Annotated in this window: 19 protein-coding genes; 11 read left to right on the top strand and 8 right to left on the bottom strand. The window is 52.6% G+C overall.

Translation table 11 applies throughout. The features are described 5' to 3' along the window. Nucleotide 1 precedes the first annotated feature (1 nt). From IMCC3135_RS30230 to IMCC3135_RS30220, 3 genes are all read left to right on the top strand, one after another. Nucleotides 2–970 carry an ABC transporter ATP-binding protein gene (locus IMCC3135_RS30230; protein ID WP_088920972.1) on the top strand — a complete coding sequence of 323 codons (969 nt, stop codon included), beginning with the start codon at nt 2–4 and terminating at the stop codon, nt 968–970. Beyond that, nucleotides 967–1,911: an ABC transporter ATP-binding protein gene (locus tag IMCC3135_RS30225; RefSeq protein WP_088920971.1), complete on the top strand. Its 945-nt coding sequence runs from the start codon at nt 967–969 to the stop codon at nt 1,909–1,911. The genes IMCC3135_RS30230 and IMCC3135_RS30225 overlap by 4 nt, the downstream gene beginning before the upstream one ends. A gap of 344 nt (nt 1,912–2,255) precedes the next feature. After that, nucleotides 2,256–4,061: a BCCT family transporter gene (locus tag IMCC3135_RS30220; protein WP_088920970.1), complete on the top strand. Its 1,806-nt coding sequence runs from the start codon at nt 2,256–2,258 to the stop codon at nt 4,059–4,061. Between the two features lie 130 nt (nt 4,062–4,191). On the opposite strand, the gene IMCC3135_RS30215 is transcribed toward IMCC3135_RS30220, so the two are convergent. The 3 genes from IMCC3135_RS30215 to IMCC3135_RS30205 are packed head-to-tail and all read right to left on the bottom strand — an operon-like array spanning nt 4,192 to nt 7,949. Next, entirely contained in the window at nt 4,192–5,535 is a 1,344-nt protein-coding gene (locus IMCC3135_RS30215) for an NAD(P)/FAD-dependent oxidoreductase (RefSeq protein WP_088920969.1), read from the bottom strand. Further along, nucleotides 5,532–7,040, bottom strand: coding sequence for an aldehyde dehydrogenase (locus IMCC3135_RS30210; protein ID WP_088920968.1), 1,509 nt, complete (start codon nt 7,038–7,040; stop codon nt 5,532–5,534). Before IMCC3135_RS30210 ends, IMCC3135_RS30215 begins: the two co-directional genes overlap by 4 nt. Nucleotides 7,041–7,043: 3 nt before the next feature. Continuing rightward, nucleotides 7,044–7,949 carry a dihydrodipicolinate synthase family protein gene (locus IMCC3135_RS30205; protein ID WP_088920967.1) on the bottom strand — a complete coding sequence of 302 codons (906 nt, stop codon included), beginning with the start codon at nt 7,947–7,949 and terminating at the stop codon, nt 7,044–7,046. A gap of 240 nt (nt 7,950–8,189) precedes the next feature. On the opposite strand from IMCC3135_RS30205, the gene IMCC3135_RS30200 reads away from it, so the two are divergent. From IMCC3135_RS30200 to IMCC3135_RS34840, 4 genes are read left to right on the top strand one after another with little or no spacing between them, the layout of a single operon-like run. Beyond that, the gene (locus tag IMCC3135_RS30200) at nt 8,190–9,446 is read left to right on the top strand and encodes an aromatic ring-hydroxylating oxygenase subunit alpha (RefSeq protein ID WP_088920966.1); all 1,257 of its coding nucleotides are present in this window, start codon (nt 8,190–8,192) and stop codon (nt 9,444–9,446) included. Then, nucleotides 9,443–10,135, top strand: a complete 693-nt coding sequence (locus IMCC3135_RS30195) for a GntR family transcriptional regulator (protein WP_088920965.1) — start codon at nt 9,443–9,445, stop codon at nt 10,133–10,135. The genes IMCC3135_RS30200 and IMCC3135_RS30195 overlap by 4 nt, the downstream gene beginning before the upstream one ends. A gap of 31 nt (nt 10,136–10,166) precedes the next feature. After that, nucleotides 10,167–11,051: a M24 family metallopeptidase gene (locus IMCC3135_RS30190; protein ID WP_205737784.1), complete on the top strand. Its 885-nt coding sequence runs from the start codon at nt 10,167–10,169 to the stop codon at nt 11,049–11,051. 1 nt (nt 11,052) lies between these two features. Then, nucleotides 11,053–11,343 carry a M24 family metallopeptidase gene (locus tag IMCC3135_RS34840; protein ID WP_205737783.1) on the top strand — a complete coding sequence of 97 codons (291 nt, stop codon included), beginning with the start codon at nt 11,053–11,055 and terminating at the stop codon, nt 11,341–11,343. Between the two features lie 31 nt (nt 11,344–11,374). Here IMCC3135_RS34840 and IMCC3135_RS30185 read toward each other — a convergent pair whose 3' ends face one another. Continuing rightward, nucleotides 11,375–11,824: a universal stress protein gene (locus IMCC3135_RS30185; protein WP_088920964.1), complete on the bottom strand. Its 450-nt coding sequence runs from the start codon at nt 11,822–11,824 to the stop codon at nt 11,375–11,377. 302 nt (nt 11,825–12,126) lie between these two features. Here IMCC3135_RS30185 and IMCC3135_RS30180 point away from each other — a divergent pair, with 302 nt between their 5' ends. Next, complete coding sequence (locus IMCC3135_RS30180; protein WP_088920963.1) at nt 12,127–12,717, top strand: phosphotransferase enzyme family protein; 591 nt, start codon at nt 12,127–12,129, stop codon at nt 12,715–12,717. Between the two features lie 58 nt (nt 12,718–12,775). Beyond that, nucleotides 12,776–13,474, top strand: coding sequence for an NAD-dependent deacylase (locus tag IMCC3135_RS30175; protein ID WP_088920962.1), 699 nt, complete (start codon nt 12,776–12,778; stop codon nt 13,472–13,474). A gap of 82 nt (nt 13,475–13,556) precedes the next feature. Here IMCC3135_RS30175 and IMCC3135_RS30170 read toward each other — a convergent pair whose 3' ends face one another. After that, on the bottom strand, nt 13,557–14,537 hold the full coding sequence (locus tag IMCC3135_RS30170; RefSeq protein WP_088920961.1) for a GlxA family transcriptional regulator: 981 nt from the start codon (nt 14,535–14,537) through the stop codon (nt 13,557–13,559). Between the two features lie 142 nt (nt 14,538–14,679). Between IMCC3135_RS30170 and IMCC3135_RS30165 the strand changes: the two genes are divergently transcribed. Both IMCC3135_RS30165 and IMCC3135_RS30160 read left to right on the top strand, forming a co-directional pair. Further along, nucleotides 14,680–15,285 carry a cysteine hydrolase family protein gene (locus IMCC3135_RS30165; RefSeq protein WP_088920960.1) on the top strand — a complete coding sequence of 202 codons (606 nt, stop codon included), beginning with the start codon at nt 14,680–14,682 and terminating at the stop codon, nt 15,283–15,285. An 83-nt stretch (nt 15,286–15,368) separates the two neighbouring features. Beyond that, nucleotides 15,369–15,809, top strand: a complete 441-nt coding sequence (locus IMCC3135_RS30160; RefSeq protein WP_088920959.1) for a DUF1801 domain-containing protein — start codon at nt 15,369–15,371, stop codon at nt 15,807–15,809. A gap of 39 nt (nt 15,810–15,848) precedes the next feature. On the opposite strand, the gene IMCC3135_RS30155 is transcribed toward IMCC3135_RS30160, so the two are convergent. The 3 genes from IMCC3135_RS30155 to IMCC3135_RS35295 are packed head-to-tail and all read right to left on the bottom strand — an operon-like array spanning nt 15,849 to nt 18,156. Beyond that, a complete protein-coding gene (locus tag IMCC3135_RS30155; protein ID WP_088920958.1) occupies nt 15,849–16,970 on the bottom strand; it encodes a hypothetical protein in 1,122 nt (373 codons plus the stop codon). Continuing rightward, the gene (locus tag IMCC3135_RS30150) at nt 16,967–17,539 is read right to left on the bottom strand and encodes a peroxidase-related enzyme (protein ID WP_088920957.1); all 573 of its coding nucleotides are present in this window, start codon (nt 17,537–17,539) and stop codon (nt 16,967–16,969) included. The genes IMCC3135_RS30155 and IMCC3135_RS30150 overlap by 4 nt, the downstream gene beginning before the upstream one ends. Continuing rightward, complete coding sequence (locus tag IMCC3135_RS35295; protein ID WP_269467045.1) at nt 17,536–18,156, bottom strand: helix-turn-helix domain-containing protein; 621 nt, start codon at nt 18,154–18,156, stop codon at nt 17,536–17,538. Before IMCC3135_RS35295 ends, IMCC3135_RS30150 begins: the two co-directional genes overlap by 4 nt. Nucleotides 18,157–18,160: the final 4 nt, after the last annotated feature.

Here is an 18,160-nt window from a genome sequence, read left to right as displayed (position 1 = left end):
CATGACTGACAACGTTCTGGTCGTCGAGGACTTGCGAGTCGAGTTTCCGACGAGAAAGGGAGTGCTGACGGCCGTTGATGGCGTCTCGCTGTCCATCAGGCGCGGCGAGATACTGGGAATCGTCGGCGAAAGCGGTGCAGGAAAATCCATGACAGGCATGGCGGTTCTGGGGCTGTTGGAGCCGCCGGGTCGGATTGCTCAGGGCGAGATATGGTTATCAGGCCAGCGTATTGACCAAATGGCCGAGGACGAGCTACGTGTCTTGCGGGGCCGTCGCATGGCCGCGATCTTTCAGGATCCGCTGACTAGCCTGAACCCGTTGTTTACTGTCGGAGATCAGTTGGTTGAGACCATCAGGCAGCACCTGACGATCGATAAAAACGGTGCCCGTCAGCGTGCACTGGATCTGATGCATGAGGTGGGAATACCCGCGCCACAGGTGAGGATAGATCATTACCCACATCAGTTCTCTGGTGGCATGCGCCAGCGCGTCGTTATTGCTCTGGCCTTGTGTGCCGAACCCGATTTGATCATTGCCGATGAACCGACAACTGCATTGGATGTGTCCATACAGGCGCAGATTACCGGTTTGCTCAAGCGCCTGTGCAAGGAGCGTGGCATGGCAGTCATGCTGGTCACGCACGATATGGGGGTCATTGCCGAGACCGCCGATCGGGTGGCCGTCATGTATGCCGGCAGACTTGCAGAAATCGGACAGGTCGAGGCTGTGATCAAGGCGCCACGGCATCCTTACACCGTAGGGTTAATGGGCGCAATACCCAGTCTGATCGGTGATGTGCAAGAGCTCTCCCAGATTCCAGGCAATATGCCGCGATTAACTGATATACCCGACGGATGCTCTTTCAATCCACGCTGCAACCGGCGCATGGATCGTTGTCTTGTTGAAGTTCCTGAGTTGTCACGCTCAGGGGTTGCCTGTTGGTCCGTCGATAATGAGAGTAAGCCATGAACGAACTACCGCTCATTGAAGCTGTTGAGCTGAGAAGAAGTTACGACGTCTCAGCCCCCTGGCTTAATCGCGTGCTGGAGCGTCGGCCGCGACAGTTTCTGAATGCTGTTGCAGGTGTGGATTTTTCTATTGAAAAAGGTCAGACCCTGGCGTTAGTAGGGGAAAGTGGTTGTGGGAAGTCCACGGTGGCCAAACTGGCGACCGGGTTGCAGACACCGACTGATGGGCAGATTGTGTATCGAGGGGATTTGTCACGAGTGCAGATGATTTTTCAGGATCCCTATGCAAGCCTGAATCCCAGATGGCGGGTGTCGCGCATCATTGCTGAACCATTGAGAACGCTCAAGCCGGGCATGTCCAGACCCGATGTTGCTCGCCGGGTTAATGAACTGCTTGAGACGGTGGGGCTGAGCAGTGGTGATGGTTCCAAATACCCGCATGAATTCTCGGGTGGGCAGCGTCAGCGTATTTCGATTGCCAGAGCGCTGTCAGGAGAGCCCGAGTTTCTTGTGTGTGATGAGCCGACGTCTGCGCTGGATGTGTCCGTTCAGGCCCAGATTCTCAATTTGATGAAAAATCTGCAGAAAGAGTATGGCTTGACGTATCTGTTTATCAGTCATGATCTGTCGGTTGTCAGGCATATGGCTGATGTTATTGCAGTCATGTATCTGGGCAAGATAGTGGAAATTGCGCCCAAGCAGGAGCTATTCGACAATCCCTTGCATCCTTATACCCGCCTGTTGTTGGACACTATTCCCAACCTGGCAAACCCGGTACGGGATCGTCCCGCCATGACCGGTGAAATTCCGAGTCCGATTGATCCACCGGCAGGTTGCAGTTTTAATCCGCGCTGCCCGTTGGTTCACGAACGCTGTTTACAGGAAACACCGGAGCGTAACAGACATCAGTTTGCGGGCAGGATCGCTTGTTTTGCAGTTTAGGTAAAGTTGGTGACGTTTCAGTGCGGATAGGCCGTACACCGAAATCCATAGCGAATTCATTCCTGTCTCGGAAGGCGATGATTCGGTAGGTGCCTCACTCGTGAAGAATTCACGCGTCATGACAATGGGCCTGCGTGGTCAGGCTGGATAGTCGAGGATCGGGGCAGTTTGGCTCGAGATGGCGCGCAGCGGATCTGAATGCATCAATGAGTGGTATGCAGGTATCACTGAATACAAGGATGTAGTGACCTTGATAGCGGCGGGGATCTCTCCACTGATAGTTCTTGCGGAATTGGCCGTCATAATACAATATGTATACTCTTTGAAACAAGGGAGGTCGAAGCATGGCTGTAAAACCACCGTTTACCGACGTCGTTATTCACAAGGCGCCCTCAGGGTTCTATGAAGGCTACAGTTTGCCCATTGCGCTGATCAGCAAGATCAGCATTACTCTTCTAGTGATCTGGGCACTGGTCTGGCCCCTGAGCGCGAGCGGCACGCTATCCGATCTGAACTGGTACCTTCTGAAAGGCTTCAATAGCTTCTATATTATTTCTGTCGGAATTTTTGCCTTGTTTCTTTTTGCTGTTGCCATTATTCCCTCTTCGGGCAAGCGGTTGCTCGGGCCTGAAGGAGAGCCTCCGGAGTTCAGCAACTTCTCGTGGTTCTCGATGATGTTCGGTGCTGGCCTGGGTGTGGGGCTGATGGTTTATGCCACGGCAGAGCCGATGGGTTTGTGGGGATCGAACCCCATCACGGTCGCCGGGGGTGTTGAAGGCAATACAGAGGCCGCCCTGACCTCGGCCTATCGTTACACCTTCCTGCATTATGGGTTTCACGCCTGGGCAATCTATGTCGTTACAGGTCTGGCACTGGCCTACTATGCCTATACGCGAGACATGCCCTTGACCATCCGTTCTGCTCTGACGCCTGTTCTGGGACGTTTTGCCAACGGTTTTATAGGTCATATCATCGATGTTCTGGGTGTTCTGGCCACCATCCTGGGGGTGTCAGTCACTATAGGTTTTGGCGTGAGCCAGTTGGTCGACGGGATATATGCCATCAGTGGCATGGAGTGGTTGATGAATGGTGAAGAGACGCCGGCACCAAGCAAGGTTGGTTTGATCGCCGCACTCTGTGTCGTCATGACGCTGTCCATACTCTCTGCTGTTTCTGGTGTGGGGCGTGGCGTCAAGTACTTGTCCAATCTCAATCTGGTTCTGTCGCTGGTCTTGTTGCTTGTGTTCGTGGTGTTCGGCTCCTTCGTGTTTGCCATGACAACGTACGCCACTGCACTATTCGATTACATTCTGCATTTCCTGTCTTTGTCTTTTGAATCGTACGGGCCTGAGACGCTTGAGGGATTTCTGGCGACAGCACCGTCGGCCATCGGCTCTTTGCCTGCGGCTGATCAGGCGGCTGTGTTTGCGGCCAGTATCGATCCCTGGGGTTCTCTTGCAAGTTTCAGTGAGGCTTTGCCGGAGTCGGTTAGTGCGCTGGAAAGTCCTGATGAATTGGCGGCAGGTCTCTATGCGGCAGGCGCAGATGGGCGGCTGTTTGGCTGGCAATCTGGTTGGACCACATTCTACTGGGCGTGGTGGATTGCGTTTTCACCGTTCGTTGGCCTGTTCCTGGCGCGCATTTCCAAGGGGCGCTCAGTACGGGAGTTTATCCTCGGTGCCGTGATTGCACCATCGCTGGTCTGTTTTGCCTGGATGACCATACTGGGTGGAACGGCAATTGATCTTGAATTGTCAGGTGTCGCTCAGGGGTCAATCATTGCAGCCTCAGTAACCGCCAAACTGTTTGCAACACTTGAAGTGATGCTGTCGGGAGGCCTGTTGTCCGGTATCACTATCATGTGCGTGGTGTTGATCTTGACATTTCTGGTGACATCAGCAGATTCGGGCATCCTGGTCATGAACACGATCATGTCAGGCGGGAGCGCAGAGACGGGCGTCAAGCACCGAATCATCTGGGGTGTCCTGTTGACATTTGTCATTGGTACCTTGCTGATAGCCGGTGGTGGAGGGTTGGATGCACTGAAGAGTGCGATGATCATCGCAGCCTTGCCATTCACCGTCATCATGGGGCTCATGGTCATATCGCTGACCAAGGCCTTGTATCGAGATAGTCTTCGGGACAAGTAGGGCCTTGCTGTAACAACGGTATTACTGATCGTTGCTCGTTAAAACTTCCGCAGTCTTCTTCAGGCTGCGGATTTTTTGTTTCTACTTTTTCACTTCTCTACTGCAAGGTGCCTGTCTGTCTGTCTGTCTATCACTCCCTGCTTGCCCGCCATTCCTTCCATTTCAAGGTGGTTCGGGCCCCCAGGGTTGTCAATGGTGCTGGCGGAAGTCGTCGAGGTTCGTCCATGGTTGCCAGGGAGCGGGTAATCTCGGTGTCGACTCCGCAAGCCATTTCGGCGGCGGATATGCCGGATATTGTGCCCTTTGCGGTACCAAGACCGTTCTGGCAAACCGCTGAAAAAATACCTTTTTCTATCTCTCCATGAGCAGGAACGCCGTTCCAGCTCAGGCAAAGATGTCCAGCCCATTCATATTGCATGTCAACTGTTTTCAGGTCTGGAAAGCGAGCGTCGTATTTTTTCCGGCATAGCTGTGCAGCGTCTGCCACTTCCCGAGGGCTGACCTGCATGGATGGATTGTAGGTAAATCGTGTGCGTATCACCAGTCGACTGGCATCACCGTCATTGATTCTACGCACGGTCGTGCCCATTGGATCCGCCGGGATAATGCCCCATTGCTGATTACCGGCTAGTGCATTACGCGCAAATGGCTTTGTCATGGTTGCATAGGTGAATACATGCAAGAGCCTATTCTGGAAGAAGCCGAAGCTTTCGGCATGACCGTTGTTGGCCAGGATGACCTTGTCAGCAATGACTTTGCCTGTCGGGCATTCCAGTGTCCAGCCAGGTTCATTGCCAACGATGCGGATAACCGGACTATTTTCGAAAAGGCTGAAGGCTGTCGGGTGTGTGAACTGCAAGCCGTTGGCCAAGCCTCGAATGTAGCCAGCAGGTTGCAGCATGACAGTGCCTGGAGTGAACAGCCCTGATCGATAATAGTGACTACCCGTGAGATCTACCAATGCTGCAGTATCCAGCCATTCGTGTGGCTCATTCAAGACTGCCAGATGACGGGCGTAGTCTTGATTGAGTTTCTCACCTTTGAGGGTAGCCGCAGCGTTGATCTTTCCACAGGGATTGAAGGTATCAGCTGTAAGAGCGTATTCTTCAGCAGCACTGGCTGCAAACCGGATCGCTTGACGATTCTGAGAAATCTGACGAGTGTCGTCAGCAGTGCCTTCTGCAACATAGGTATCTGATGAAAGATCATGGGGAAGATCGATCATGAAGCCTGAGTTGCGCCCGGCCGGCCCTTGTGCGACGCGGCCAGCTTCCAGCACGACAACTTTCAGGCAGGGGTCGATCTGCAGCAAACGACGAGCTGCCGAAAGCCCGGCAAAGCCGGCGCCTATGATGGCTACATCCGCCGTGACGCTTTGCTCCAGTATCCGTGCTGCCAGAGCTTCTGGCAGCAAGCAGTTCCAGCCGGCGGGTCCCGGCTGGTTAGGAAGGCGACTGGCGGTGAAGCTGGTCAACTGACCGACTCTATTTCATTGTCAGACAGATCGATCCAGATGGTTTTCAACTGGGTGTACTGATCATGTGCATGGATCGATTTGTCGCGTCCACCGAATCCAGATTGCTTGAACCCACCAAAGGGTGTGCTGACATCGCCTTCACCAAAGCTGTTGATGGTGACGGTGCCGGCGTTCAGTGCACGTGCGCCACGCAATGCACGTTTGCCATTGGCGGTGAACAATGCCGCAGATAAACCATAGGGTGTGTTGTTGGCAATACTGATAGCCTCATCGAAACTGCTGATCGTGATGACGCTGAGTACCGGGCCAAAGATCTCTTCGTTGCAAAGAGGGTCGTCACTACCGCTTGATTCGACAATGGTGGGTTCTATATGGGTGCCGTTGCTGCTTTTTCCGCCAACCAGAATATTGTCGGATGCTGCCTGCTGCACATAGCCTGACACCTTGCTGTAATGCTCTTTCGATACCAGAGGTCCAACACGCGTGTCAGGGTTCAGTGGATCTCCTACTTTCCATTCACGCAAATGCGCCTTGATTTTGTCCAGTAAGGAGTCCTTGATGTCCTTGTGTACGATAAGACGTGAGGAGGCTGAGCAGTTTTCACCCATGTTCCAGAAAGCGCCATTGACAACATGCGAGGCTACAACATCCAGATCTTCGGCATCATCCATGACAATGCAAGGGTTCTTGCCGCCCATCTCCAATACGACTTCCTTCAGGTTCGACTCTGCCGAATATTTCAGGAAGCGTCTGCCAGTCTCCGTTGAGCCGGTAAACGAGACCATATCGATGTCAGGATGCCGTCCGATAGGCTCACCGACATCGACGCCCGTTCCCGTGACAATATTCAAGACACCAGCGGGCAGGCCTGCATCACGAGCCAGCTCGGCAACACGCAAGGCACTCAATGATGTTTCCTCAGCGGGTTTGATGACCACTGAACAACCAGCTGCCAGAGCTGGGCCTATTTTCCATGCCAGCATCAACAGGGGGAAGTTCCAGGGTAATACAAGTCCGACTACGCCTATCGCTTGTCGCACGATCATCGCTATATGATCATCCGAAGCAGGGCTGACCTGATCATAGAGCTTGTCGATGGCTTCGGCATGCCACTTGATGCAGGCGATGGTGTCAGGCAGATCGACCATCTCGCAATCCTGAATGGTTTTGCCACTGTCGAGACTTTCCAGCACAGCCAGCTCATGGATGTTGTCGGCCAGCAGTTTGCTCAGTCGAATCAGGATTTCCTTACGCTGCGCTGGCGCCAGTCTGGACCAGCGCCCATCATCGAAAGCTTCTCGGGCTTTTTCCACCGCAAGATCCACATCTTCTGTGTTGCAGGCCGCCACCTGCGTCAGTAGGTCGCCAGTTGCAGGGTTGGTGGTGTCAAACGTTTTGCCGGAGATGGCAGGGCGATAGCCGTTGTTGATAAAGGCGTTCTGTGGCAGCGTCAGCGACTTGGCAATTGCTACGTACTCGGAGTGTGTCAATAGAGTCGACATGGTTTATTCCCCCGCCTGGATGTTGTTAATGGTGTTTTTGAGCACGCGTACTACCTGTTCCATCTGGCGCTTTTCATCCTTGTTCAAACCTTTTAAAGGTGGCTGCATGGGGCCGGTATGAAAGCCTGCCATTTCCACGCCGTATTTGACGCACTGAATGAATTTACCGCCTTGCTCCAGGACGCGCATCAGGGGCATCATTGCGCTCATGATTTTTCGTCCAGTGGTGAAGTCACCCTGATTTGCACAGATTTCATACAGAGCGATGTGCTCTTTGGGCAGGAAGTTGGAGCCTGCGCAAATCCAGCTACGAGCTCCCCAGGCAAAGAATTCCAATGCCTGATCGTCCATGCCGCATGACATCTGGATATGCGGATAGTCACGTGCCAGCAGGTGCACGCGATTGATGTCACCGGAGCTTTCCTTGATTGCACACACATTGCTGGAGCTGCCAACACGGTCGAGAAATTCCTCGCCCATGCTCACGCCCATTCTGCCCGGGTAGTTATAGAGAACAATGGGAAGATTGGCAGCACGGTCAATGGCTAGTGCATTCAATGCATTCTCGCGCTCCGTTGGTACCGAATACGGAGGCGTTCCCAGAAGAATCGCGTCGGCACCCATTTCGGCTGCACCTTCGGCAAGCGCTATCGAGTCTGGCGTGCGCATAGTGCCGGTGCCAACGATCAACGGGATTCTGTCTCCCAGTACTTCGCGTGTAAACCTGGCCAGACTGAGCCTCTCCTCGACGGTCTGTGAGTAGTTCTCACCCGTTGACCCTCCGGAAATCACACCGTGTACACCACTGGCGATCAGGTGTTCGAGGAGTTTCTCCAATGCGGGATAGTCGATACGTCCCAATGTGTCGCTCGGCGTTATCACCGGCGTGTAGATACCTTCAAATTTCATCGGCGTTCAGACACTCTTTATTGAGGGCTCAGGAGCTGGATCGGCCGTCCACAAGAATATTGATCGGCCGGGTAGGGGTTTACGTTTCTTGAGATATTTGAAAAAATGATGTATACATATATTATACATATAGTATGTAGTCATGCGATGAAAAGAGATATCTCATGCTGATAGAAGGATACGAGCCCTTAGCGGATCTTTCTTTAAACCTGTTTTTTAAATTTGTGGAGTTTTTCACTCATGTTACGTACTGACATACTTGCTCTATTAGAGTCCTCGGTGCCAGGCTATTCACTGCCGCAGGAGTTCTATAACGATCCAGCTTTCTTTGACCTGGATATGCAGATGATCTTTCACAGGGATTGGTTGTTTGCAATACCGGCGTGCGAAATACCCGAGACCGGCAACTATGTCACTCACAAGATAGGGCGCACTTCAGTCATCATCGTGCGGGGAGCTGATGGCGAGATCAGGGCGTTTCATAATGTTTGTCGGCATCGCGGCTCTACGTTGTGCAGCGCTGCAAAAGGAACGTCGCCCAAGCTGGTTTGTGCCTATCACCAGTGGACCTACGAACTGGACGGTCGCCTGCTGTTCGCCCGGGACATGGGGGATGATTTTGATCCGTCACAACATGGACTGAAACCCGTTCATTGTCGTGAAGCCAGCGGCCTTGTGTTCATCTGCCTTGCCGCACAAGCTCCGGACTTTGATCAGTTCGCCGAGCAGTCTGCGCGGTATCTGGCGCCTCATGGTCTGGCTGATGCCAAGGTCGCCCATGAAAGCACGATCATTGAGGAGGGAAACTGGAAATTGGTGCTCGAAAACAATCGGGAGTGCTACCACTGTTCCGGCAATCACCCATCGCTGTGTCGCACCTTTCTGGACAACCCGGCGGTGATTGGTAACAGTGATGACACGGGGCTGGATGCAGAGACGCTTGAGTACATCGCTCGTTGTGAAGCGGCGGGTGCACCTTCGAAGTATATGGTTGATGATACAGGCACATGGCGCTACGTTCGTACACCACTGGTTGGGGATGCGGAAAGTTACACCATGTCTGGCAAGGTTGCCGTGACTCCGCCTCTGAGTAATTTTTCTTTTAAAAATGCCGGAGCATTGCTGATGTTCCATTACCCGGCAACCTGGAATCACTTCCTGTCGGATCACACCATACTGTTCCGGGTGACGCCGATCAGCCCAACGCAAACCGAAGTCTCTACCAAATGGCTGGTGCACAAGGACGCTGAGGAAGGGCGAGACTATTCGCTTGAGAATCTGACTAAGGTCTGGATGGATACCAATTCGGAAGACAAGCGTGTTGTGGAGAATTGCCAGGAGGGTGTGCTGTCGACCGCCTACGAGCCTGGTCCTTATTCTGCCATGCATGAGAGCGGCGTCATCCAGTTTGTCGAGTGGTATACGACGACTCTGAAGAATCGAGTCAGTGAGCAGCCGGAGACGTTGGCAAGCCCCTTGTTGCGGAGAACAAATTGAACAAGGTCAGCACAAGTAACAAGGAAAAGCTGTATCTGGATCTCAAACGCAGAATTCTGACTCTGGATCTGGCGCCTGGCATCGATCTCGATGAAGTGTCGATCAGTAAGGAGTACGGGCTTTCCAGGACCCCTTTACGGGATGTTTTCCGGCAACTGGCCGGAGAGGGGTATATCGACATTGTCGATAACCGGGGAGCCCATGTTTCACCCATGGATCACAAGACTCTGAAGGAATTCTTCCAGACGGCTCCCATGATCTATTCTGCTATATCCAGGCTCGCTGTGGAAAACGCAACTTCGGTACAGTTGAAGGAACTCAAATTGGTGCAGGGGCGATTTCGTCAGGCTGCGAACAAGATCGTGGTCAAGGATCTGGTTTATTTCAACGATCGCTTTCATTCACTGGTCGGTGAGATGGCTGACAACCGTTATCTGTCCATCAGCCTCCAGCGCCTGCTCGTCGATCATGCACGAATTGCGCATACCTTCTATGACAGAAAAAACGCAAAGGTAGGAAATCGACTGAAGCTGGCTGTTGAGCAACATGATCAAATGCTGGAAGCCATCGATAAGGGAGATGCCGAGCAGGCCGTGGCTGTCACGCTTGACCATTGGGAGTTATCACGCTCGCAGGCAGAACTGTTCGTCAATGCCGAGCCCATTCCGTTGAGTGATATGGCGAGTTGAACTCGCATCTATCCTTCTTGAGACCAGGGTCATGACATTTGTTATCCCGACAGTAGCCAGTGCGCCATACTCACCCCTCATTCGTAAGATAGACCCCACCCGGCGCCGTGTCACTGTGAACGATCTACTGCCGGATGGATCGCCCAACCTCGCCGATCGTGTCGAGACGGGCCCCTCTGATATTGCCTTTGAGGAATGGGCAGCATTGGGACTCCAGCCACCCAATCTGGTTGAGCTGCGCGAATACCGTCTGTCCAGGCTGGTTGGTGAGTTACAGGCTCGTGACTACGCAGGACTGTTGATGTTTGATCCGCTCAACATTCGTTACGCGACTGACAGCACTAATATGCAGCTATGGGCCACCCATAATCCTTGTCGTGCCTGCTTCGTTTCTGCCAGTGGCTACATGGTGTTGTGGGATTTTCATACCTGCGAGCATTTGAGCGCCCACTTGCCTCTGGTTAAGGAAGTGCGTCATGGCGCGTCATTCTTCTATTTTGAGTCGGGTGATCGCTCAGAGGAACATGCCGCGCAATTTGCTGACGTTGTTGACGATCTGATGCGCCAGCACGCAGGCGACAATCGTCGTCTCGCGGTTGATCGCATGGATTTCATTGGCGTGCGAGCACTGGAGAAGCTGGGCATTGAGGTGCGCAGTGGTCAGGAAGTGAGCGAACATGCCAGAAAGATAAAAAATTCAAATGAGATCAATGCCATGCGCTGCGCCATTGCCAGTTGTGAAGCGGGCATTGCCGAGATGCAGGCCATACTTCAGCCGGGCAAGAGTGAAGTGGAGTTGTGGGCCGAGCTGCAACGCGGTAACCATATTCGCGGTGGTGAATGGATTGAAACCCGAATTCTAAGCTCGGGGCCGCGTACCAATCCGTGGTTCCAGGAGGCAGGCCCACGAACGTGAGTTGACAGCAACGGCACATCGACTGGATCAGCCCTATCGTCATCAACGTTATGGCGTGGTCTTTCATGGTGTAGGCCTGTGTGACGAGTACCCGTCCATACGCTACCCCGAGGACCTGGAAGACTCCGGTTACGATGGCGTGCTGGAGGTTGGGCAATGCCTGTGTGTCGAAGCCTATGTAGGGGAGGTCGGCGGCTCATGTGGTATCAAGCTTGAGGATCAGCTTGTCATCACTGAAGATGGTTATGAAAACCTGACGCACTACCCCTTTGATCAGCGATTTCTGGAATGAGCGAGCTCTGAGATGGTGCGCCAGACGATTGCTATTTGACAACCGAAAGGCAAGCACATTTTGCCAAGTGGTTGACCCGTTGAGAGGTGCTGCCCTGAAGAAGGGAGCTGACACTGCCTAACCCACGGCGGCCAGTTATGATCAGATCCGCGCCACAGCCTTCTGCACAGGCGATTATATGATCAGCGGGATCACCAGGTTCTGTATGTGTTTGAGTGATTTTCTGATTGCACTCTTCTGCAATGGCTTTGGCTGAACTCACTATTTTTTCGCAAGCTACCTCGACTTCCTCTGAAGAGGGCATCGCCATGGCTGCGTGGTAACCCGCTACCGCTCCCATTGCAAATGCAACTGTTTGTGGTTGCGGTGTATGTACAAGATGTAGTTCGGAACTGTACTTCTGAGCAAGGTCACATGCCAGGCGCAAAGCGTGTTCTGACTCTGGTGAGCCGTCGACGCCTACAACGATTTTCTCGAACATATCAGCTTTCCCATATTTGCATCACGTAGTAATCAAGTTAACGCGAATACCATGATTGATTATTGAGATAGAACAAAAAAGCCTTGAATTGGTTCGCTATCAGTTTTGTGCAACAATTGGCTTTGATTGATCAGATACGGTCAGCGATGCGTGATGGTCGGCGAGCATGGAAATTCGAGCTAGTTATTCTACAGCCTGTGAAAGTGAACTTTTATCCAGGCTGGTCCCACAGTATCTGATAGAAGATCCACAGACATGTCAATTCTGGCAGCGTGGAATAAACGACACTTACAAACGGGCGACTGTTCGGGGCGTCCGTTGCTGAGCTGCATCATCTTTCCGATGGGTTTGAGACTGAGCATGTACGTTCCAGACTTGAAGTCGAATATCTTCTGGATGAATCAGTGAACATCATCAAGCCTTTTCTACGCAACAAAAAGGACGATCTGACGTTTCTTGAGGAAACGGCGGACGAGCTTCGACGGGCGGTGAACAGCATTGCGATAAAGAGTCTTGATGTCGGCTTCTGCCATGGTGACTGTCACGGCTGCAACGTACATGAAAGCGAAGGCCTGCTGACGCATTTTGATTTTGACTGTTGTGGTTTTGGCTTTCGCGTGTTTGAACTGGCGACTTTCAAATGGGGTATTTTCGGAGATGATAATCAAAGTGAGCTCTGGTCATCATTTCTGGACGGGTATCGTTCTGAGCGCGAAATTGGCGACGAAGATTTTTCTTTGATTGATACCTTTGTGGTCATTCGTCATATCTGGTGGATGGCCCTGATCATGGGCAATGCCAGGGATTTTGGACATCGTGCGACAAGCGATGAGTTCATTGATCATCAGCTTGGAAGAATTGGCAAGCTGATGAAGCGACATTCAGTTTTGTAGTCCCACTCCGGTCCGTATAATTGATCCGACCAGAACGCAATCTTTTGGATAACAAGTTATGACACCTTCCATCTTCATTCTCACCGGTGCCGGTATTTCTGCAGAATCCGGTATAGCCACGTTTCGTGATGAAGACGGGCTGTGGGCGAAGCATCGCGTCGAGGATGTGGCAACACCTGAAGCCTTTGAACGCAATCCGGCTCTGGTGCAAAATTTCTATAATCAGCGACGCGCAGGCCTTGTCTCAGTGGTGCCCAATGTGGCTCACGAGGCTCTGGCACGTCTGCAGCGCTTGCACAAGGGGGCAGTAACCTTGGTTACGCAGAACATCGATGATCTGCACGAACGCGCGGGGGCAGAGGTCATCCATATGCACGGTGAGCTGATCAAGGCACGTTGTACTGATTGTGGCGCTGTGCAGCCCTGGCCGCATGACATCACCACCGAGTCTGTCTGCATGAACTGCAAGAGCAAAAACACCCTCAGACCTCATATAGTCTGGTTCGGTGAGATGCCCTTGTTCATGGAAGAAATAGAGCAGGCATTGATGGAAGCCGATATCTTTGCCGCCATTGGCACCTCGGGTGAGGTGTACCCAGCAGCGGGGTTTGGTGAGATTGCCAATACCTGTGGCGCCCACACACTTGAACTGAATTTGAAGCCTACCCGTTCGAATATGTTCAAGCAAAGCCTGGAAGGCCCAGCCAGCAAGACGGTGCCTGACTGGGTCGAATCGATTCTGAATCCAGCGGATTGAGCCCCTGGTGGGCCGATTGGAAAACAAGGTGAGTATTACCTTAGGGATCGTGAAACTTGATTATTTCACGAGCCCTAACTCGCTAACAACCGGTTGGCTCCTGGTTTTTGAACTGCTTTCTATAGGCACTGGGTGAAATCGAGAACGTATTGGAAAAATGCTGCCTGAGACTGACGGTCGATGTGAACCCTGAATCGCAGGCGATGTTGTCGATAGTCTGATCGCTGGTCTCCAGCAGGCGCTGAGCCAGTGTCAGCCGTTGTGCCAGCAGCCAGTGGGATACCGTCGTGCCGGTTGCCTTGCGGAATTGTCGGGAGAAGTTACGACGGCTCATGGCTGCATGCTCTGCCATCGTATCCAGGCTGATCGAAGTGGAAATGTTCTCTGATGCCCAGACAATAGCGCGTGCAATTCGATCGTTATCAATGGGCTTGGGAAGCGGTTGCTCGATATACTGAGCTTGCCCACCGCTTCGGTGCGGGGCTGTCACCAAACGACGAGCAAGACGGTTTGCCACCTCGGCGCCGTGATCACATCGAACCAGATGAATGCAGCAGTCAATAGCCGCAGCGGTGCCGGCTGAGGTCAGGATATCGCCTTCATCAACATAGAGCACGTCAACGTCGAGACTGACCCTGGGGTATTTACGGGCAAATTCATCCGCCCACACCCAATGCGTGGAGGCAGTGCGGCCATCAAGCAAACCAGCCTCTGCCAGAACGAACGCGCCAAGGCATAGGCCCACCATGCGAGCACCTCTGGCATGGGCACCGCGTAAAGCATCAAGCAGCGCATCTGATGGACGTATGTCTGAATCACACCAGGTCGGTATGATCACGGTGTCAGCCGTGTCCAGCACGGATAGATCATGACAAACTTCAATCGAAAACACCGACTGTGTGGGGATGGTTCCCAGCTTCTCAGCACATACGACAAGGTCGTAGCGTGGTACATCAAGTCGCGCCAGATCGTCACCAAAAACGGTGCAGGGAACGGCTAGATGAAAGGGGCTGATGCCATCAAATGCGACGATGGCGATACGGTGTTCACCGGTGGATGTCATTTTGGCCCGATCTCATCGAAGCTTGTCTTCTGGGACGCTGTTGCAGGCAAAGCATAAGCCATAGAGTAGTGACACACAACGAGGGCCGTACGGCATCAAGCTCTCGTTTTTTCACCATTCAACACGAGACAGGGGACATAGGATGACTCATCCAACCATCAGAGCTTTATTGGGTGCTGCCAGTGCCAAGAGTATCGATCGCAACAGCACGGCATTGCTCGTAATCGATTTTCAGAACGAGTATTTTACTGGCAAGCTACCTATTCCCAATGGCAAGACGGCGCTTGCTAATGCAAAACGGTTGATCGATATGGCTGATGGTTTGGGCATACCCGTGTTTCATATACAGCATGTAACCCCGGCGGGCGCGCCGATCTTTGCAGAGGATGGGCAGACGGTGGCTTTTCATCCCGATATTCAACCCGCTACCAATCATGTGGTTGTACGTAAATCTTCAATCAGTGTATTTCCCACGACGGATATCGACGCGCAGCTGAAGGCAAAAGGCATAAAGACACTAATTGTCAGCGGTTTGATGACTCACGCCTGTGTTGCTGGTGCAAGCCGTGATGCGGTGCCTCTGGGCTATGATGTCATTGTTGCTGATGATGCCTGTGCAACTCGGGACCTGACAGTCGAAAATGGTCAGACAGTCCCACACGCTGCTTTGCATCAGGCTTCGCTAGCCTCATTGAGCGATACATTCGCAGATGTTCAGTCCACGGCTGCCATTCTGGCGCTGTCGTAAGGGACTCTCATTTATCGAAATTCACCAGCAGAGTGATTTTACATCTGGTGTACAGTGATAAATAAACTGGAGGAGGGTTGACGATGGCAGCTAAAACCAGTGATAACAAGACTCAACCGACAGACCTTCTTCCGATGGATTTTATCGCCGGTGTTGAACATTCGCAGCGTCGTTCTGATGCTGAAGTATTGCTGGACTGGTTTCATGACGTAACGGGTTTTCCAGCTGTCATGTGGGGCGGTAACATTGTCGGCTATGGTCGGTATCACTATGTCTACGATAGTGGTCGCAGCGGTGATAGCCTGATTACCGGTTTTTCTCCGCGTAAAGCCAATCTGTCGATCTACATCATGCCGGGGTATCTGGAGCTGGATGAGTATCTGCAGCGGCTCGGAAAATACAAGATCGGCAAGAGTTGTCTGTATATCAACAAATTGTCAGATATCTATATGACAGTATTGGCGGAAATCGTATCCTTTGGCGTTAGCAACATACAGAAAAACTATCAAAACTGGCAGCAATGAACTAATCGTTACTGCCGGTTTTTCTGAGAATGTCGAGCATCAGGCAACCAGACCAACCTCACGATACGGGTGTTTGTACAGTTCTACCAGGTGTGGGTGGGAATCCAGTGCCTCGGCGCTGTTGGGCAGGCGTTCAGGAAATAGTTGTCCGTTCTCCCACACCGGCACATCGTCAATCCAGATGGTCGGGTCGAGTATGTTCCACGAGATCTCGCCGGGTGCATAATCACCGCAGGTATGAAAATGCAGTATGCGGGGATTACCGAAGGCGGAGCCTGACCAGCGCATGATGTCGGTCTCAGCTAGTGGTTGAAAGTGACAACCCGGATGTATGCCGGCATGCCAGGAGTGCACAAATAGTGGGTCGATATCAAATTTGCTACTGACATGTTCATAGTGCTGCTCCACTCGCAGTACCTCCTCCGGCGAGCCTTCAAAGTGACTGATGCGATTATTGGCAACATGGGCGAACACGGTTGATTTCAGTGGCAGATGATAGGGCTCGTAATATTGCGAGCCGGTGCCAACCAGAAAGCGACTGAGTGCAATCTTGCCGCTAAGACCTTTGGAGGGAACCGGTTGTGAAATCAACATGGGGAAACGCTTGATGCGGACATCCTTGGCCTCGTTATTTTTCAAGGCAGGGTTCAGTGTTGCCTGCAGCCCCCAGTCGGGGCGTCCTTCATAGGTGGTGCCCATCGGACAGCTCAGACGAACATGTTCAGCCTGGATGAAGGCGGCATCAATCACTTTCTTGATCTCACACATGCCAAAGTAGCAGGCTGTACCGAAAGGGGAGTTCAGTGATTCAAGATCAAGGGTGTAGCACATGGTGGAGGAGGGCATATCGCTGTCATCAGAGAACCGGATCTGATCGCCTACGCGTGAGAAGAAGACGATGTGATCAAAGCCTTTTAGTGTCTCCATCAGGGTGCTGGTATCTTCAGCGCTGGCCAGGAAGCAATCCGATTGTGTCTGATAAACCCGCATGTTCAGAGCACGTCCGGCAGCTGCGGTGATGCGAGGTGCCGCATCGTCGTAGAAACCGCTGCCCTGAGGTTCACTGACAATCAGCAGGCGTTCGCCGGCCATTCCGCCCACACATTCACGCAGTAGTGTCATTGCACCGGAGAACTGTTCCACGGGAGCAGTGGGGCTCATGAGTAGTATCCAACGGTGTCACCATCGGTGGTAACACCCAGTCCGTTCAATAATCGATTAACGTAGTTGAAGTAGCCGATGATCTGATTGGCTTCCAGTATCTCCCCGTCACTGACACCTGCCTGTTGCAAGTGTTCGACATCCTGTTTGTTCATGTCTCCGGGGTGCAAGGTCAGTTTTCGTGCGTAGTGCATGAGTTGTAGTTGAGCGCCTTCGAAGACGGTGTCAGGCGTGTCTGCATGCAGGGCTTTTTCAATCGCATCCGCACGCGCATCATCGTTAATCAGGTGCCGGGCATTGGCCCAGTGATTGGCTAGAGAATAGGGGCAGTGGTTGAGAATGGAGACGTAGGATGACAATGTCTCCTGAAGCCAGGTTGGCAGTGTATTTCCAGTGTCGTGCAAGGCTGCCCGGTAGAGTGCTACATGGCCGCGCATGGTGGACGGTCGTAGCGAATGTACTCGCATGACGTTATCAACAGTGCCATGCGGGGTGCGCGCCAGTTTCAGGGTGTCCAGTAATTCTTCATCAGCATCTTTATCGCTGATCATTTCAATCCATGCACTCATCGTCGACACTCCGCTTGCACTGACAGGAAGACGAATTCATCAGTCAGTAATTCATTTATACCGTGGGATAGTTCTGCATCGATACTCAGGCTGTCACCTGCTTCGAGCACCATCTGTTGTTTGCCGTAGTTATAGCGGGCAGAGCCTTTAAGTACATGCATGAAGATGACACCATGCTCGACATAGCTAGGCGGTGCAGCTGACTGTTGAGTGACCGTGATCAGATGAGCTTCAAAATTCATGTCACGTCGTCGATGCAAAGCAAGATTGACGTAGTGATGTATATGGTCTCCCACCAGTCGGGTAGACACAATGCCTTCGCCTTGCCGGACATGGGTAAAGTCTGCCCGCTCGGATGATGTTTCGCGAAACAGGCTGACCAGCGGTATATCCAGTGCATTGGTCAATGCGGTCATGGTCGCGATGGAAGGGGACACCTGTGCATTTTCTATACGGCTGATCATGGCCGCCGAGATACCCGATTGCTCTGCCAGCTGACGAGCCGTCAGCGATTGAGCTTCACGCAGGCTGCGCAAGGCGGAACCGATAGCCGAGTCCACATCTTCACTGGCAGGCAAGCTGGACTGCCTGATTTGCGATTGATTGTCGTCGCTCACGAAT

The organism is Granulosicoccus antarcticus IMCC3135 (genome assembly GCF_002215215.1).
GTDB lineage: Bacteria > Pseudomonadota > Gammaproteobacteria > Granulosicoccales > Granulosicoccaceae > Granulosicoccus > Granulosicoccus antarcticus.
The sequence above is the reverse complement of the archived record's forward strand: the minus strand, read 5'-3'. Positions and strand labels throughout refer to the sequence as shown.

Excerpts from the sequence above, each read along its gene's own strand:
- IMCC3135_RS30230 (WP_088920972.1), top strand. The coding sequence starts at position 2 with ATGACTGACAACGTTCTGGTCGTCGAGGACTTGCGAGTCGAGTTTCCG.
- IMCC3135_RS30225 (WP_088920971.1), top strand. The coding sequence starts at position 967 with ATGAACGAACTACCGCTCATTGAAGCTGTTGAGCTGAGAAGAAGTTAC.
- IMCC3135_RS30220 (WP_088920970.1), top strand. The coding sequence starts at position 2,256 with ATGGCTGTAAAACCACCGTTTACCGACGTCGTTATTCACAAGGCGCCC.
- IMCC3135_RS30210 (WP_088920968.1), bottom strand. The coding sequence starts at position 7,040 with ATGTCGACTCTATTGACACACTCCGAGTACGTAGCAATTGCCAAGTCG.
- IMCC3135_RS30205 (WP_088920967.1), bottom strand. The coding sequence starts at position 7,949 with ATGAAATTTGAAGGTATCTACACGCCGGTGATAACGCCGAGCGACACA.
- IMCC3135_RS30200 (WP_088920966.1), top strand. The coding sequence starts at position 8,190 with ATGTTACGTACTGACATACTTGCTCTATTAGAGTCCTCGGTGCCAGGC.
- IMCC3135_RS30190 (WP_205737784.1), top strand. The coding sequence starts at position 10,167 with ATGACATTTGTTATCCCGACAGTAGCCAGTGCGCCATACTCACCCCTC.
- IMCC3135_RS30185 (WP_088920964.1), bottom strand. The coding sequence starts at position 11,824 with ATGTTCGAGAAAATCGTTGTAGGCGTCGACGGCTCACCAGAGTCAGAA.
- IMCC3135_RS30175 (WP_088920962.1), top strand. The coding sequence starts at position 12,776 with ATGACACCTTCCATCTTCATTCTCACCGGTGCCGGTATTTCTGCAGAA.
- IMCC3135_RS30170 (WP_088920961.1), bottom strand. The coding sequence starts at position 14,537 with ATGACATCCACCGGTGAACACCGTATCGCCATCGTCGCATTTGATGGC.
- IMCC3135_RS30165 (WP_088920960.1), top strand. The coding sequence starts at position 14,680 with ATGACTCATCCAACCATCAGAGCTTTATTGGGTGCTGCCAGTGCCAAG.
- IMCC3135_RS30160 (WP_088920959.1), top strand. The coding sequence starts at position 15,369 with ATGGCAGCTAAAACCAGTGATAACAAGACTCAACCGACAGACCTTCTT.
- IMCC3135_RS30155 (WP_088920958.1), bottom strand. The coding sequence starts at position 16,970 with ATGAGCCCCACTGCTCCCGTGGAACAGTTCTCCGGTGCAATGACACTA.
- IMCC3135_RS30150 (WP_088920957.1), bottom strand. The coding sequence starts at position 17,539 with ATGAGTGCATGGATTGAAATGATCAGCGATAAAGATGCTGATGAAGAA.